The sequence below is a fragment of the Erwinia sp. B116 genome (genome assembly GCF_002865965.1).
In the GTDB taxonomy this organism is placed as follows: domain Bacteria; phylum Pseudomonadota; class Gammaproteobacteria; order Enterobacterales; family Enterobacteriaceae; genus Erwinia.
Window position 1 is genome coordinate 14,627 of the sequence record NZ_JRZZ01000025.1, and the last position, 14,237, is coordinate 28,863.

General features: G+C 59.1%; 15 protein-coding genes. 11 read left to right on the forward strand and 4 right to left on the reverse strand.

The genetic code is table 11. The features are described from left to right. Window position 1 precedes the first annotated feature (1 nt). Both NV64_RS15970 and NV64_RS15975 read right to left on the reverse strand, forming a co-directional pair. Window positions 2–1,030: a hypothetical protein gene (locus tag NV64_RS15970; RefSeq protein ID WP_101506298.1), complete on the reverse strand. Its 1,029-nt coding sequence runs from the start codon at window positions 1,028–1,030 to the stop codon at window positions 2–4. A gap of 328 nt (window positions 1,031–1,358) precedes the next feature. Beyond that, on the reverse strand, window positions 1,359–2,411 hold the full coding sequence (locus NV64_RS15975) for a linear amide C-N hydrolase (protein WP_101506299.1): 1,053 nt from the start codon (window positions 2,409–2,411) through the stop codon (window positions 1,359–1,361). A 261-nt stretch (window positions 2,412–2,672) separates the two neighbouring features. On the opposite strand from NV64_RS15975, the gene NV64_RS15980 reads away from it, so the two are divergent. The 11 genes from NV64_RS15980 (at window position 2,673) to NV64_RS16030 (ending at window position 12,138) form a co-directional block, all read left to right on the forward strand. Then, window positions 2,673–3,926 (forward strand): NAD(P)/FAD-dependent oxidoreductase, encoded by a 1,254-nt coding sequence (locus NV64_RS15980; RefSeq protein WP_056238599.1) that lies wholly within the window; start codon window positions 2,673–2,675, stop codon window positions 3,924–3,926. Window positions 3,927–3,999: 73 nt separating this feature from the next. Beyond that, window positions 4,000–4,437, forward strand: coding sequence for a RidA family protein (locus NV64_RS15985; RefSeq protein ID WP_056238603.1), 438 nt, complete (start codon window positions 4,000–4,002; stop codon window positions 4,435–4,437). Beyond that, window positions 4,437–5,111 carry a DUF1028 domain-containing protein gene (locus NV64_RS15990; RefSeq protein ID WP_101506300.1) on the forward strand — a complete coding sequence of 225 codons (675 nt, stop codon included), beginning with the start codon at window positions 4,437–4,439 and terminating at the stop codon, window positions 5,109–5,111. The genes NV64_RS15985 and NV64_RS15990 overlap by 1 nt, the downstream gene beginning before the upstream one ends. Window positions 5,112–5,672: 561 nt before the next feature. Next, window positions 5,673–6,017 carry a hypothetical protein gene (locus NV64_RS15995; protein WP_056238610.1) on the forward strand — a complete coding sequence of 115 codons (345 nt, stop codon included), beginning with the start codon at window positions 5,673–5,675 and terminating at the stop codon, window positions 6,015–6,017. Window positions 6,018–6,030: 13 nt separating this feature from the next. Beyond that, complete coding sequence (locus tag NV64_RS16000) at window positions 6,031–8,826, forward strand: FtsK/SpoIIIE domain-containing protein (RefSeq protein ID WP_101506301.1); 2,796 nt, start codon at window positions 6,031–6,033, stop codon at window positions 8,824–8,826. 13 nt (window positions 8,827–8,839) lie between these two features. Further along, complete coding sequence (locus NV64_RS16005) at window positions 8,840–9,088, forward strand: hypothetical protein (RefSeq protein WP_101506302.1); 249 nt, start codon at window positions 8,840–8,842, stop codon at window positions 9,086–9,088. Next, window positions 9,088–9,357, forward strand: a complete 270-nt coding sequence (locus NV64_RS16010) for a hypothetical protein (protein ID WP_056238621.1) — start codon at window positions 9,088–9,090, stop codon at window positions 9,355–9,357. Before NV64_RS16005 ends, NV64_RS16010 begins: the two co-directional genes overlap by 1 nt. 4 nt (window positions 9,358–9,361) lie before the next feature. Further along, a complete protein-coding gene (locus tag NV64_RS16015) occupies window positions 9,362–10,360 on the forward strand; it encodes a hypothetical protein (protein WP_056238624.1) in 999 nt (332 codons plus the stop codon). Then, the gene (locus NV64_RS16020) at window positions 10,360–10,794 is read left to right on the forward strand and encodes a hypothetical protein (RefSeq protein WP_056238627.1); all 435 of its coding nucleotides are present in this window, start codon (window positions 10,360–10,362) and stop codon (window positions 10,792–10,794) included. The genes NV64_RS16015 and NV64_RS16020 overlap by 1 nt, the downstream gene beginning before the upstream one ends. Window positions 10,795–10,842: 48 nt before the next feature. Beyond that, window positions 10,843–11,772 carry a hypothetical protein gene (locus tag NV64_RS16025; protein WP_101506303.1) on the forward strand — a complete coding sequence of 310 codons (930 nt, stop codon included), beginning with the start codon at window positions 10,843–10,845 and terminating at the stop codon, window positions 11,770–11,772. Between the two features lie 45 nt (window positions 11,773–11,817). Then, window positions 11,818–12,138 (forward strand): putative quinol monooxygenase, encoded by a 321-nt coding sequence (locus NV64_RS16030; protein WP_056238636.1) that lies wholly within the window; start codon window positions 11,818–11,820, stop codon window positions 12,136–12,138. A gap of 60 nt (window positions 12,139–12,198) precedes the next feature. On the opposite strand, the gene NV64_RS16035 is transcribed toward NV64_RS16030, so the two are convergent. Together NV64_RS16035 and NV64_RS16040 are read right to left on the reverse strand one after the other, a co-directional pair. Then, window positions 12,199–13,206 carry a substrate-binding domain-containing protein gene (locus NV64_RS16035; protein WP_101506304.1) on the reverse strand — a complete coding sequence of 336 codons (1,008 nt, stop codon included), beginning with the start codon at window positions 13,204–13,206 and terminating at the stop codon, window positions 12,199–12,201. Between the two features lie 32 nt (window positions 13,207–13,238). After that, window positions 13,239–14,216 (reverse strand): ABC transporter permease, encoded by a 978-nt coding sequence (locus tag NV64_RS16040; protein ID WP_369814397.1) that lies wholly within the window; start codon window positions 14,214–14,216, stop codon window positions 13,239–13,241. Window positions 14,217–14,237: the final 21 nt, after the last annotated feature.

Consider the following 14,237-nt stretch of genomic DNA (forward strand, 5'->3'; position numbering starts at 1 on the left):
GTCAGAAACGAAATTCGCCACCCACCATCAGACTGTTACGCTTTGCAAAACCGAATTCGGTGGTGATATTGAAGTTACGGGTCAGCTCATACTGTGCACCAACCAGCATATTCCACGGGGATTTCAGGTGCTGTTTGACGTGGAAGCGGCCGTTATTATCGGCATTTGCTAAATGCACCAGCTGGACCAGGCTGGCAGGCATTTGCAGATCGCTAATATTGCCGTGGAAATCCTGGGTGACATCCTGGTACATGGTGCCTACCCATACGCTGGCATGTGAAGGGGGTAAAGCGTATTTTTCAAATCCGGGTACGGTAAAACGGTAGCCCACTCTCGGCGTAAAGGTAAAGGCGTTAATTTTTCCGTCAAGAATATCGAAGGTAGTACGGGTGTAATTAAAGTCTGCTGTACCAAACCAGTTATGATAGCCATAAGCGATTGTCGTGCCGCCACCATATGTGGTGCCTTTGAATTTGAGTTTAAAATCGAGATTGTTAAATTTAACCAGATCGAATGCATCAACATTTATTTTCGATACAGAAGATCCTTTGGTATGACCGACAACGCCATAGATATTCATGAATGGAAACAGCCAGGTATCCAGTCTTGCCATTTGGCTTTTACTTTTCTGTCGGGTTTTAACCGCATCAATCCTGATGTATTGAGGGTCAAGCGCTTCACCCTCAATACTTAGCCCGGTAAAGCCAATGCTGTTGACATTAATATTCTGATGCATATCCATATAATTGTAGCCAATCCCGTAAGGATCGGGTAATTCATACCCCCGCTCGCGAATCTGCTTACCGAAGAAGGGCAGCGGGCCGGTGGTTTCCCCGAACAGGTCCGGGGCTTTCTCTACCGGTTTACCGGCCGGTAACTGAGCAGTAACGGTGGGCGTTGGATGATAATCAAAGTTTTCAGGAATACTTCTGGCATTAGGGATATCTGCCATGACCCCAGTCGAAACGGTACTTAAGAATAATGATAACAATAGTCTGTTATTATTTAAGGGGGTTTTAGTTTTTTTCATTGCCACTATCCATGATTATATGTTGAATTTAAATCCAGGCGGAGGATAGCGAGTGTTTTTAAGTGTTGCGCATCACAAAATGCGAAGTATCAAAGAAGTTGCTTAAATTGCGATAAAAAGGCTTTTTTTGCTTTAGGGTGGTTAAAATATGAATTAATTAATAAGGGTTTTCTCAAGAAGCCTTTTTTTTGCTAAATTAAGGATGCCGCTATCTGAATGCCGGTATGTTGCGCATGGCGGGTTCAGCTGAATGGGGGGATCATGGATCATGTCCGTCGCCAGTAAGGGTGGGGGAACAGTACAGAAGCACGCTCATGGCGACGTCAGGCTATTGAGGTATCAGGGATAATGCGTCGTTGCCGGCACCCGGCGTCACGCTGATAATGTGACCACCCTGGCCGTACAGGCTGAATTTCACATCCTTTTCGAAACCGACTTTTTTCAGATCGACCATCCGCAGATTGTAATTATCATGCGTGCGGTAATAATAGCGCAGCCGCTTAAGGTCGATCAGGCTAACCCAGCTGGTCTCCTCTCTGAGTACCTTGTCACCATAGGTATCCGAAGGCACACCACGAGGGTAATCAACGTTATTCAACAGATTAATCGACTGATTAATAACCGCAATGCTGTTCTCAGCCGGTGGCAACAACCCCTTAAGCACCGATATTTTGAGAAACCTTTCCATCGAACCATAACCGCCCGGCAACGAGTCCAGCGTACCGGGCGCTCCACCGCCTCTCTTCTGTTCGGGATGCACCTTAAGCCAGTCTGACAGTTTCTGCCATTGCGTCTCAAGACGGGGTTCATTCGTTAACAGTCGGTTGGCGCTGTTATCGAGCACGTTCATTTTTCCGTGGTTAAACTCAACAACGTAATTCGCGCCTGAAGTATCGGTTATCGCGTAGTGCGTCGGCGAGACACCGCCATAATCCGCATATTCCGCACCATAGACGTTCATTTTGTCCAGCTGTGCAATAACGTCTTTGGCGCTGGAGAACTGCCCCAGCGCCCACCCTGCTACCGCCGTATTACTCAGGCTGTTTTGCTGATGTAAATTCGCAGGGTAGCGGCTGTCTTCGAACCACAACAGCGCTACGCTCAGCCCCTTCTCATTGATACCCTCCGTTAAAATCCCGTAAGCACTTTGAATGCCGGCGAAGGCCAGTGTGGATCGCCCGGCACAAGCGGGCAGAGGCGTGCCTTTTTTGACAATAACAAAATCAGCAGGGAGCGATTGCCCCGTTTTGCTGCCCAGAGCGAACTCCATTGAACGGGCATTAATCAGGGTCTTGTCCTGCGCAGTAATCTGAAAATGGATACAGGCACAGGCGCTGGTTGTTACGCTGAGGGTAAAGGCGACAACGGCTAATCTCTTCATTATTCATCCTTGTTTACTTTCTGAAGAAATTGAGTGTACTGATTAACGTTTTGATTATTTTGTTAAAAGCGGCTTCTTTGGTTTGCACCACCGTTTACCCGCCGGAAAGTAAGGCGAAATAAGCCATGAAACTGTCGCGAAGCACCCTATATTTTTTATGTTCAGAGGCCAGCTTTATAATAATTTACCCGCTGCTCCCCCTCTAATAACCTGAAGTCCGACGAAAGGGTTCCCTGACCGATATTTTCGAAGGACAACCGTATGACCAGGCAAAAAACAGTCGTTGATACCCTTGTGGTGGGGGGAGGCCAGGCCGGTATCGCCATGAGCGAGCACCTGACCCGGCACGATATTTCCCACCTCGTACTGGAAAAGAACCGAATTGCAGAAGCCTGGCGTTCCGGGCGCTGGGACTCTCTGGTCGCCAACGGCCCTGCCTGGCACGATCGCTTCCCCGGTCTGACGTTTCCCGGACAGGCACCGGGCGACTTTGTGCCCAAAGATCAGATTGCCGATTATCTGGAAGCCTACGCACGAAAATTCAAGGTACCGCTGCGTACCGGGGTGGAAGTGAAAAGCGTTGTGCGCAATACCGGCCGGGCGGGTTTCACTGTGAAAACGTCTGACGGGATGATTGAAGCACTGCGCATCGTTGCCGCCACCGGTCCCTTCCAGGTGCCGGTGATCCCGCGCATTGCGCCGGTGCACGCTGAGCTTTATCAAATCCACTCGGCACACTATTTCAATCCGCAGCAGCTGCCGGAAGGGGCTGTACTGGTGGTCGGTGCCGGTTCATCGGGTGTGCAAATCGCCGATGAGCTGCAGCGCGCAGGAAAAACCGTTTATCTCTCCGTCGGGCCGCACGACCGTCCGCCGCGCGCCTACCGCAACCGCGATTTTTGCTGGTGGCTGGGGGTGCTCGGCCTGTGGGATGCCACAACCAGTGAACCGGGTAAAGAGCACGTCACCATTGCGGTGAGCGGCGCCCGCGGCGGGCACACCGTCGATTTTCGCGTGCTGGCGAAGCAGGGCGTGACGCTGGTGGGTATGACCCACGCGTTTGAACAGGGCGTGGTGACCTTCCGGCCCGACCTGGCAGAGAATATTCGTCGGGGGGATGAAAACTATCTTTCACTGCTGGATGCCGCGGATGCCTTTATCGCCCGCAACGGGCTCGATCTGCCGGAAGAATCTGCCGCGCGGGAGTTCCTGCCGCTGCCCGCGTGCGTCAGCGCACCGCTCTCCTCGCTGAACCTGGCCGAAGCCGGCGTCAGCAGCATTATCTGGGCCACCGGGTATGCCACCGACTACAGCTGGCTGAATGTAAACGCGTTTGATCGGCAGGGCAGGCCGCTGCATCAGCGCGGTGTCTCCAGCGAGCCGGGTGTCTACTTCCTCGGGCTGCCGTGGCTCTCCCGCCGCGGGTCGTCGTTTATCTGGGGCGTGTGGCATGACGCAGGGCATATTGCCGATCATATTGCCACGCAACGCAGGTACAGCGAGTTTCAGCCCTGATTCTGACGGGCGGCAGGGGCACACAGCGGGCAGCAACAGCTGTCCGAACCAACGGACTAAAGAGGAAAAAGAGATGCCAACGCATACGCGCATTCGCATGTTTAACACCAAAGAAACCTACCCGAATCAGACGCTGGATAACGACCTGTGCCAGGCGGTACGCGCCGGCAACACGGTCTATGTTCGCGGCCAGGTTGGCACCGACTTTGACGGGAAGCTGGTTGGCCTCGGCGATCCGCAGGCGCAGGCCGGGCAGGCCATGAAGAATGTCAGACAGCTGCTGGAGGAGGCGGGAAGCGATCTCTCCCATATCGTCAAGACCACCACCTACATCATCGACCCGCGCTACCGTGAGCCGGTCTATCGTGAGGTGGGCAAGTGGCTGAAGGGGGTGTTTCCAGTCTCCACCGGGCTGGTGGTCTCTGCGCTGGCGCAGCCGCAGTGGCTGATGGAAATTGACGTGATTGCGGTGATCCCGGACGACCGGGATGCCGCAACTAAGGGGGCATAATGACTCTTTCCGTTGCGGCCCGCTGCCCGGACAGCGGGCAGCTGGGCATTGCCATCAGTTCATCCAGCATCGCCGTGGGTGCCCGCTGCCCGTGGCTGCTGGCGGGGGTGGGCGCGGTATCCAGCCAGAATATCACCCTGCCGGTGCTCGGCCAGAGGGTGCTGGGCCACCTGGAAGACGGCCTGGCACCGGAGCAGGCGCTGCGCAAGGCGCTGGCAGAAGATGCGTTCAGCCAGTACCGGCAGGTGACGGTGATTGACATTGCCGGGCGAACGGCCCATTTCAGCGGCGATCGCACGCTCGGCACCTTCAGCGTGGCCGAGGGTCAGGACTGTATTGCGGGCGGAAATATGCTGGCCAGCCCGGCAGTAACCGCGGCAATGACCACGGCGTTCACTGAGGTCAAAGGAGCGTTTACCACGCGGCTGATTGCTGCCCTGCGTGCCGGGTTGACTGCCGGTGGCGAGGCCGGGCCGGTACACTCAGCCGCGGTCAACGTGGTGGATAACTACGCCTGGCCGGTGGTCGATCTGCGGGTGGACTGGTGCGACACCGATCCGGTGGCCGCACTGGAGTCGCTTTGGCAGGCTTATGAACCGCAGATGGCGGCCTATATCACCCGCGCGCTGGATCCGCGCCGGGCACCGGGTTACGGCGTTCCGGGCAGTGAGTAACAGTAACGCCGAAACGGTTCTGGCTTAGCGCAGCGTTCTGCGCGGTGAGATGCATACCCGGAACAGCGGATAACGCGATCACATTGATAAACTAAACGCCACTGGATTGCTGTATTCGCTGTAATTTTGGCGGGGTGTACCGACGGTGAGTCCCGCCAGACTGTACAGCGGGTAAGCCCGGGCTGATAATCGGCTGGGTTATGGTAATGCTGTGAAAGATGATAAAACCTCCCCGCTTCACCTGCACAACGGGATCTGGCTGGCGACGGGTTACCCTGTCTGTCCCCTTATGTTGATCGCACTTCCTGGATTGTATGTCTGCTCCAGCCTGTTCGGATAATAAGAATTATCTCTTGACGATAGTTGCTCCAGTTAGCAATATTTAACGGTTTTTAACGCTACAGGCCGATAACCCGCCGTATAGCAGGGAATAACCCTGCGCGCTTACCGCGCCTGTAGCTGCCTCACCCCGCCCGGATCACCGGCTAAAAATTCAGTTTTAATACGCTGATTAAACAGATAAACGGGATGCCGTTTCATTGCAGAACAGGGATTTTGACAATGCAACAATCACAACTGGTCACCGAGTTTAGCGAGTCTTTTAAAGACGTGCTGGCGACGCAGCAGCAGTACCAACGCACCAGCGCCGCTGCTGAAAAGCTTGCAAAAGATTTTAATAAGTTCAGCAGCAGTAAACCGCCAGAAGTTCAGGAACTCGACTTTGCTCAGGTGCAGCAAACGGTCGCCAGCCTCGGTCAGCTCGGCGAGCAACTGGGCCAGCAGCAAAACCACTACCATCAGCTGACGCAAAAACTGGAGCAGGCCGAGAAAGCCGAACGCCAGAAAAAAACCAAGCTGATTATCTTTGGCGTCATTGTGCTGTGGGGACTCTATCTTGTCTTCTGATTGGGAAAAGTCGATGAACTCAACATCCAGCTCCGCGGCGCTGCGCGCGGAACTTGCTAAAACTCGCCAGTCAATTGATGCACTGGAAGGGAAAATCCGTCAACAGGTGGGTTATCTGCAGAGCGCGGTTCCACTGCTGGCGCCTGCGCTGGAACAGCAATTCGCCGCCGAAGAGGCGCGGGTCAGAGCGCTTTATGACCAGATCCCGCTGCCGCTGTGCGCGCCATGGGGAAGCGAATTCTGGGACCTGTTTAAGGCGGATAACGATCCGACGCCGCTGGAGTATTACCTCTACGGCCAGGTGGCAGTCCGCAAGCCTGACGGTAAACACGCCTTCCGGGTGATTTACCAGCCGCTGCTGCGGGCGGAAGGCGCGGTGATCCTGCTGACCGACAACAACAGCCTTGAGCGTTCGCGCGCGGTGCAGCGTGATATCGTACTGCGCACCGCCGCGCTGCTGCCAGGCAGCTCGACCTTTACCCTGTTTGACCCGAAAGGGCTCGGTGCCACCTTCCCGTTTGAGGCCAGCCTGCCGCGCACGCGCAAGGCCGGTAACACCCTCGGCGAGACGCTGACCACCATCACCCAGGATATCCAGCGCATTAACCAGCGGGTGGTTGGCGGTGCAGGCCGTTTCCTTGACCTGCCAAAAGAGAGCCGCTCCGGTGAATCCTTTGAGATCGTCGCGGTGGTCGACTTCCCGTCGGCCTACGAGCGTGAGCCGCGCGCGCTGGAACTGCTGACCCGTATCGGCGTCTCCGGCCCCCGCGCCGGCCGTCATCTGGTGCTGGAGTACAACACCTCCTCGCCGCTGCCGCGTGATTTCGATATGAAAGCGTTTGAAAATGCGGTGGTGATTGACTGTCGTGAAGAGAGCGGGCTGCTGATCCCGGAATTCGCCAGCCACCAGCAGATTGAGAAGCTGCTCGACCAGGCCGGCGCCAGCAACCGCCAGCAGAGCAGTAACAGTTTTAACGCGCTGGCCAGTGCAGACGAGATGATGACGGCCAGCTCGGCCGAACGTATTGAAACGCCGGTCGGCGAGCGGCTGAATATTCTGTTTGGTAAGCATCACGCATCCGGTGAAGTGGCGCACGGCGTGATCGCCGGCCAGGTCGGCTCCGGTAAATCGCATCTGCTGCACGTGATTATCTCCGGCCTGACCAGCCGTTACTCGCCGGATGAGCTTAAGCTCTACCTGCTGGACGCCAAGCACGGCGTGGAGTTTAAACTCTACAACCAACTGCCGCACGCGGAAGTGGTGTCGCTACGCACCCGTCCGGCGATCGCGCGCAAAATCCTCGCCGACTTCCACGCCGAGATGAAGCGCCGCTATGAGCTGTTCAAGGATGAGAACGTCAACAACCTCGCCGCGTACCGCAGCAAAACCGGCAAGGTGCTGCCGCGTATGCTGATGATTATCGACGAATATCAGCTGGTGTTTGAGGGCGACCCGCAGGCGGGCATGGACGAACTTGGCCCGATCCTGCGCATGGGGCGCGCTGCGGGTACCCACCTGCTGCTCTGCGCCCAGCGCTTTGACGTGGAGGGGATGCGCAGCAGTAACTTTAACGAAATCCACCTGCGCGCCTCGCTGTCGCTGGCACAGGACTATATTCAGACCATCTCCGCTTTTGGCGCCGAGGGTAAACGCCTGATCCGCGACCTGGCCGCCTCCGGTGAGCTGGTCATTAACGCCCAGTCCGGTCGCGATGGCGATAACCACCGTGGTGCGGTCGCTCGCCTGGCACGTCGTGATGACTATCAGGGCGCAGACGAGACCCAGCCGACGCTGGAAGCGGTGATCGATAGCATTGTTGCCCACGCCGGCCCGCAGGCGTCACGGCCAATTATGCTGGATGGCACCATGGCCAGCACGCTGGCCGATAACGCCTTTGTGATGAAGCATCAGAGCGCGCCGCCGTCCATCGACGAGTTGCAGCGTATTGCCGCCACGCCGCTGCGCGACGGCGGTTTTGAGGAGCGGATGTGGACGCCTTCCGGCAGGCCGATCGGCCTGTGGCTGGGGCGCAACTTCGACGTGCGTTCCCACGCGCTCTGCACCCTGCGCCGCGGCCGCGGCCAGAACCTGCTGATGGTCGGTGCGCGCACCGAGCTGCGTGCGGCGATGCTGGCCAATATGATTATCGGCCTGCCTGCCACCGTAAACCCGCAGGAGATTGACCTGACGGTGATTGACGCGCTGGATCCGTATCTGCCGGGCGGCGGCATCGTGCGCACGGCTGCTGAGTATCTGCAGGGGCTGGGTGCAAACGTCACTATCGCCGATGCCGACGGTGCCGAAGCGGCATTGACCGGTTTCGCCGACGCCGCGCACACCCGCCAGGGGCTGCTGGTGGTCTGCGAGCCGGACCGCATCAACGCGCTGGTTGACGGTTACGACCCGTACGGTGCACCGGAAAGCGGCCTGTGGGCCACCTGGCGCGACCTGGTCCGCCGTGGCAGCGACCGCTCACGCCACGTGATCGTCTCCGCTGAGTCGGTACCGGCGCTGCAGAGCTTTATGAATCCGTCCCGCGACGGCCGCGACTTTATCCATCGCGTGGTGCAGCAGCTCAGCGCCGACGACTCAATGACGCTGTTCGCCTCGCTGGCGGCCACGCAGATCGAAGAGATGACCGAGCATCCGCTGGCGGCGATGTACGTTGACCTGGTCAAGGGCGAGCGCGCCCGTAACCTGTTCAGCAGCTACGCCTTCGACCACGATATCGGTCGCGAGCAGACCCGAGAGCTGCTGCAGCAGATGCTGGACAAATCCTTTGCCGGGGTGCCCGTTGTCGCTGAATGAGAGCTATCCACTTATGAGAAACCTCCAGCGCGAGCTGGAGGCGTTCCACCAGGCGCTGGCCGGCCAGCAGAAAAGCCTGCAGGAGGGCTATGCGCTGCTGGGTGAGCTGTGGCGCGATGAACAGCATCACGCCACCGCCGTGTTACTTGAGGAGTGCATCGCCGAGAACGATGCGTACCTGAAAACTGACGCGCCGGCGCTGGACGATCACTTAGCCGTGAAGCTGCGGCAGATCGCCAGCTATCTGCGGGGGAACGTCTGATGAGCGCGCAGCAGACCGAACGGCTGCGCGACTATCGTGACGATATCGCCCGCCGCCTGCAGGAGGTGGAGCACCGCCGCGAGAACCTGATCGCCGCGTGGCACCGCCTGCGCCAGGCGTATCAGGGCGAGGGTGCAGAGGCGTTCAACCAGCAGTTTCAGCGCGCTACCCGGCGCTTTGAGCAGCAGGCGCAGCGCCTGCATCTTATTCTGCCGCGGCTGGACGCCATGCTCGAACAGCTGACCGCACAATCCCAATCAGAAGGTTAACGGAATGACACAGACCCCGCGTGAAGCCCAGTTTCTGATCGACCAGATCGAACAGGAGCTGCTGGACTGGAGCCGCAACTTCAACGTGGTGCAGCAGGAGAACAAGGGCCACTTCCGCCGCGCTGATAACGTGGTGGCCGATTTCAAAGAGGGGGTATCGCTGGTCAGCAGTCAGATCGACGATGCCACGCAGCACCTGCACGAGGTGCAGGAGAAAAGCCATGCGGTGCGGGAGCTGGCCAACAGCACCGACGAACGCGCGGCGCAGACCCATCGCCACGCGGCCAGCGTGTTTCAGCGCTGCCAGCGTGCCAGCGCGGAGTGGCGGGCGGCACTGGAACGGGCCGTCCAGCTGGTGAGCCAGTGCCGGGCGGCGAAAATCCATGCCGAAAGCCAGGTGGCCAGCGCACAGCATCAGTACAGCAGCGCCGAAGATGAGCTGAACTTTGCCCGCAGTTCGTATAACCGCTGCACCAGCTCGTATACCACCAACTCGAAGGGCGAACGCATCCAGCCGAACTGCAGCTCGGAAGCCTCGCGGATGAACAGCGCAATGCGCAACGTCGACAGCGCACTGCAGCGGCTGAACCACTGTAAGGCGCTGCTGCAGGATGCCATCGCGCGGCTGAACGATGCCCTCAACAGGCACCGTGGTTGCGAAGAGGGCGTCAGTAAAACCGAACAGGCGCTGCATCACGCCGATCAGGCGCGGGATCGCGCCAGCCAGGCCAGCCACAGCGCGCGGGAAGCGCTGCAGTGGGCTGATGAAGCCTGGCAGCAGGCGCAGCACGGCAGCCGGCTGGCGGAACAGATGAGCGCCCAGCACCAGACCGCCAGCCAGCACACCACGCAGGCAGAAGATGAGGTGGCCGATGCGCTGCAGGGGCACTACGCCTTTGAGGGTTCGCTTGAGGAGTACCAGAGCCGCCAGTGGCGCGCGCGCGAAGAGCTGAGCGATGCCTTTGAAGCGCTGCGAAAGATCAACAGTAAAGAGGGCCTGTAATGGACGCATCCCTGCAGATCCAGTCGATCTACAACCTGGTGGAGGAGCACACGATGCTGTTCTCGCACCAGGTGAACCAGTACCACGATGAATCCCGCGAGCTGCTGCGCCGCTGGAGCGACAGCCGCTCGCTGGATTTTCAGAAAGCGCATCAGCCGGGGCTGAATGAGATCTCCTACGAGGCGGTGGAGATCCTCAAACGTGCACGTCTAAACCTGCACGCCGCGCAGCAGGCGATCGGTCTGGGTGAGGATCATCTGCGCCAGGCGCGATCGACGATGAGCTCGCTGGAGGAGGTGACCGGGGAATCGCTGATGCTGCAGCAGCGCGCCAGCGACTACGCCGACCGCGCCGCGATGGCGATGCACAACGCGGAGTACAGCGCCGCTGACGCCGAACAGCTGATCGCCTCACTGGGTACGCCGCCGGTTTAAGCCGGCGTCATTTCTCTGGCCTGTTTTAACCCACTAACGGACTGCCCCATGACGCTCTCTCCGCTCGACGAGCAACTGACCCAACCCGCCGCCCGCCGCAGCTGGACGGCTTTCTCGCTGAACCTGGTGCTGCTGCTGGTCACCCTGCTGTGGCTGGCTTTTGCGCTCAGCGCGCTGTACGCCGCCCGTGAGATCGGCTTCTTCCGCGCCACCGCGCTGATCTTCTGGCTGATGGCCGCCAGCGGCACGCTGCTGCTGCTGGCCACGCTGGTGGCCGAGCCGCTGCTGAAGCGGATCAAGGCCAGCGGGCTGGCGATAATCCTGCTGGCACTGACGCTGATTGCCGGCACCACCTGGGCCTCCAAAGCCTGGGTACTGCATTTTATTTCCGACAGCGTGGCGGCGATGCCCGCCGAACAGAAAACGAACGTGTTTGGCGTCAATAAGCTGCTGGTTAACAAAACCACGCCACAGCTGGCCATAGCCTTCGGCGTTAGCGATCGGCCGGTGCCGGAAGGTGAACTGCTGGCGCTGCGCAGCCTGCAGCTGGCCAGCGGCGTCACCGCGCCGCTGAAGGCGCGGCCGGTAAAGCTGGATCGTGAAACGACACGCCAGGTCATGGGGGTAATCTACAGCGCCGGTCTGACGGTGGCCCTCGGCAGCGTGCTGATCCTGCTTAACGCGCTGAGCCTGATCCTGCTGGCCGGACGGCTGCTTGCCGCGCTGCTGCCGCAGCAGGAGCGCCGCGTGCGGCTGGCATTCCTTGCCATCACGCTGGTGGCGGGCGCAGGGCTGTTCAGCAGCCTGATGGCGCAGCAGAGTGCGCTGACCGCCAGCACCCACTATCAGGCCTTTGCGGCCGCGCTGGCCTTGCAGCAGGGAGAGGGTGCGGTGCGGCTGGCAACCTTTGCCATTCATGCGCAGGGGCATCTGCTGCCGCTGGCGGAGCGGGCGGCAGAGCAGCTGAATCTGCGCTGATATAACCGGGCCGGGATCGCAGACGACCGGATAAAAGGAGTAACTATGCTGAAAGTGATTGCCGAAGATTTTATCAGCACCCGGCATATTGCAGCGGTAATGCCGCTCTACCGCGAGCTGGTGGAGAAAACCCGTCAGGAGCCAGGCTGTATCAGCTACGAGCTGTTTACGGACCACCGCGATCCGGGGCATTTTATCTTTATTGAGAGCTGGCCGGACAGGGCCGCGCTGGATGCACACTGTCAGAGTGAGCACTTTACCCGGCTGGTGCCGCTGATCGACAGCTACCAGCGCAAGGCCGGGGTATTTACCTTTATGCAGGAGTTTGACGGGGAGAGTGAAAAAGCGGCTGCGGCCGGAGTGTAACGGCCGCAGCCGCATGCGCAGATCCTCCTCCGGCGATGTTGCCGGAGGAGAAGCGCCGGCTTACTTACGCGCGTCCAGCAGCTGCTGGGCGTTATCGGCGGTCACGGTGGTCCAGGGAATGTAATAATGTTTCTGCGTGCCGCCGTCCCACTTCAGATCCTTCGCGTACTGTTGCCAGATATCGGACTGCGGCTGGTAGCTGTCGCCCTTCACGGCGCGCAGCGCCACGTCGATGGAGCCCTGAATCTGGCCTTTGGCATCCTGCAGAATCGACACCATCTCACCGGCCTGCACCGCGTGGATCGCATCAGAAACGCCGTCGACGCCGGCAATGGCGAAGTCCTTCACGTTCAGCCCGGCCCCTTTAATCGCTTCAATGGCGCCCAGCGCCATCTCGTCGTTCTGGCCGATCACGCCGTTGATCTTGCCACGGTGCTTCTGCAGCCAGTTCTCCATCAGCGGCTGCGCCTCGGCGCGTGACCAGTTGGCGGTTTTACGCTCCAGCACCGTCACCTGACCGGCACCACACTCGGCGATCGCCTTATCGTTACCCTTACCGCGCTGGATCTCACCGCTGCCGCCTTTCGGCCCTTCGATAATCACCACGTTAACCTTGTTCTTCCTGCAGTCGAGCTTATCCAGTACCGCTTTAGCTTCCAGATAGCCGCCCAGCTCATCGTTGGAGACCACTTCGGCGGTCATCGCTTCGGTATTCAGGCGGGCGTTGGTCACCACCACCGGAATTTTGGCCTCGTTAGCGTTAGTGACGATGTCGATATTGGCTTCAAAATCCATCGGGTTAACGATAATCGCATCGGCGCGGGTCTGGATGGCGGTGGCCGCCTGGTCGTTCTGCACCGAGGCATCATAGCGCCCGTCATAGAAGGTCAGCACCGCTTCACCGCTCTTCACCGCCGGATGCTGTTTGCCGTACTTCTCCATCAGCTGGACAAATTCAGCCTTGTTACCGTACATCAGCACCGCGATTTTTACCGGGGCGGCCTGCGCAGCCGCCATGCTGCCGAGGGTCAGTGCACAGGTCAGCAACGCAATTTTGGTCTTATTCATGGTTCTCTCCAGTAGGGTGTTGTTGTTATAAGTCAGTCGCGCTGCTGCTTACGCGACGGGTCAAGCAATACGGCGACAACGATCAGCGCGCCTTTAATAATCTGCTGGTAGTAGGACTGCACCCCGAGCAGGTCGAGGCCGTTATTCATCACGCCGATAATCAGCACGCCGAAGAAGGTGCCGACCAGCGTTCCGACGCCGCCCGCCATGCTGGTGCCGCCGATCACCACCGCGGCGATGGCGTCCAGCTCGTAGCCGGCTCCGGCGTTGGTCTGCGCCGAGCCGGTGCGTGCGGTGAGGATCAGCCCGGCGATACCGGCCAGCCCGGCGCACAGGGTGTAAACCAGTACCTTGATACGCACCACGTTAATCCCGGAGGTGCGGGCGCTTTTCGGGTTACCGCCCACCGCGTAGACGTAGCGGCCAAACAGGGTTTTATTCAGCAGCAGCCAGGCAAGGCCAAACAGCAGAATAAAGATAATCACCGGCACCGGAATGCCGGCGGTATAGCCGTTGCCCAGCCAGCGGAAGTCGCTGTTAAGCTGCGACACCGGATTGCCGTCGGTGGTCAGCATCGACAGGCCGCGCGCGGCGGAGAGCATGCCCATGGTGACGATAAACGGCTGCAGGCGATAACGGGCCAGCACCGTGCCGTTAATCAGCCCGCAGACGATGCCAATGCCCAGCGCCACGATCATCGGCATCATCACCGCGTGGGCGGTATCGCCAATCGCCAGCCCGGCGTTGTTGGTGGCAAAGCGCGCGGCGACGATGCCGCTCAGCGCCAGCACCGAGCCGACCGACAGATCGACCCCGGCAGTGATGATCACAAAGGTCATGCCGATGGCGAGGATGCCGTTGATCGACACCTGACGCAGCACGATCAGCATATTCTCGTTGCTGAGGAAGTAGTTGCTGCTCCAGGCCCCCTGCGAGACCTGGTACTCGCCGACGGCGGCGACGATCAGGCACAGAGCAAAAAAGGCGAGGATGATGCCGTACTTGTGCATACGGCGCTTGTTGCGGGTGAA

Coding starts and splice junctions, on each gene's coding strand:
- NV64_RS15970 (WP_101506298.1), bottom strand. CDS start 1,030: ATGAAAAAAACTAAAACCCCCTTAAATAATAACAGACTATTGTTATCA.
- NV64_RS15975 (WP_101506299.1), bottom strand. CDS start 2,411: ATGAAGAGATTAGCCGTTGTCGCCTTTACCCTCAGCGTAACAACCAGC.
- NV64_RS15980 (WP_056238599.1), top strand. CDS start 2,673: ATGACCAGGCAAAAAACAGTCGTTGATACCCTTGTGGTGGGGGGAGGC.
- NV64_RS15985 (WP_056238603.1), top strand. CDS start 4,000: ATGCCAACGCATACGCGCATTCGCATGTTTAACACCAAAGAAACCTAC.
- NV64_RS15990 (WP_101506300.1), top strand. CDS start 4,437: ATGACTCTTTCCGTTGCGGCCCGCTGCCCGGACAGCGGGCAGCTGGGC.
- NV64_RS15995 (WP_056238610.1), top strand. CDS start 5,673: ATGCAACAATCACAACTGGTCACCGAGTTTAGCGAGTCTTTTAAAGAC.
- NV64_RS16000 (WP_101506301.1), top strand. CDS start 6,031: ATGAACTCAACATCCAGCTCCGCGGCGCTGCGCGCGGAACTTGCTAAA.
- NV64_RS16005 (WP_101506302.1), top strand. CDS start 8,840: ATGAGAAACCTCCAGCGCGAGCTGGAGGCGTTCCACCAGGCGCTGGCC.
- NV64_RS16010 (WP_056238621.1), top strand. CDS start 9,088: ATGAGCGCGCAGCAGACCGAACGGCTGCGCGACTATCGTGACGATATC.
- NV64_RS16015 (WP_056238624.1), top strand. CDS start 9,362: ATGACACAGACCCCGCGTGAAGCCCAGTTTCTGATCGACCAGATCGAA.
- NV64_RS16020 (WP_056238627.1), top strand. CDS start 10,360: ATGGACGCATCCCTGCAGATCCAGTCGATCTACAACCTGGTGGAGGAG.
- NV64_RS16025 (WP_101506303.1), top strand. CDS start 10,843: ATGACGCTCTCTCCGCTCGACGAGCAACTGACCCAACCCGCCGCCCGC.
- NV64_RS16030 (WP_056238636.1), top strand. CDS start 11,818: ATGCTGAAAGTGATTGCCGAAGATTTTATCAGCACCCGGCATATTGCA.
- NV64_RS16035 (WP_101506304.1), bottom strand. CDS start 13,206: ATGAATAAGACCAAAATTGCGTTGCTGACCTGTGCACTGACCCTCGGC.
- NV64_RS16040 (WP_369814397.1), bottom strand. CDS start 14,216: ATGCACAAGTACGGCATCATCCTCGCCTTTTTTGCTCTGTGCCTGATC.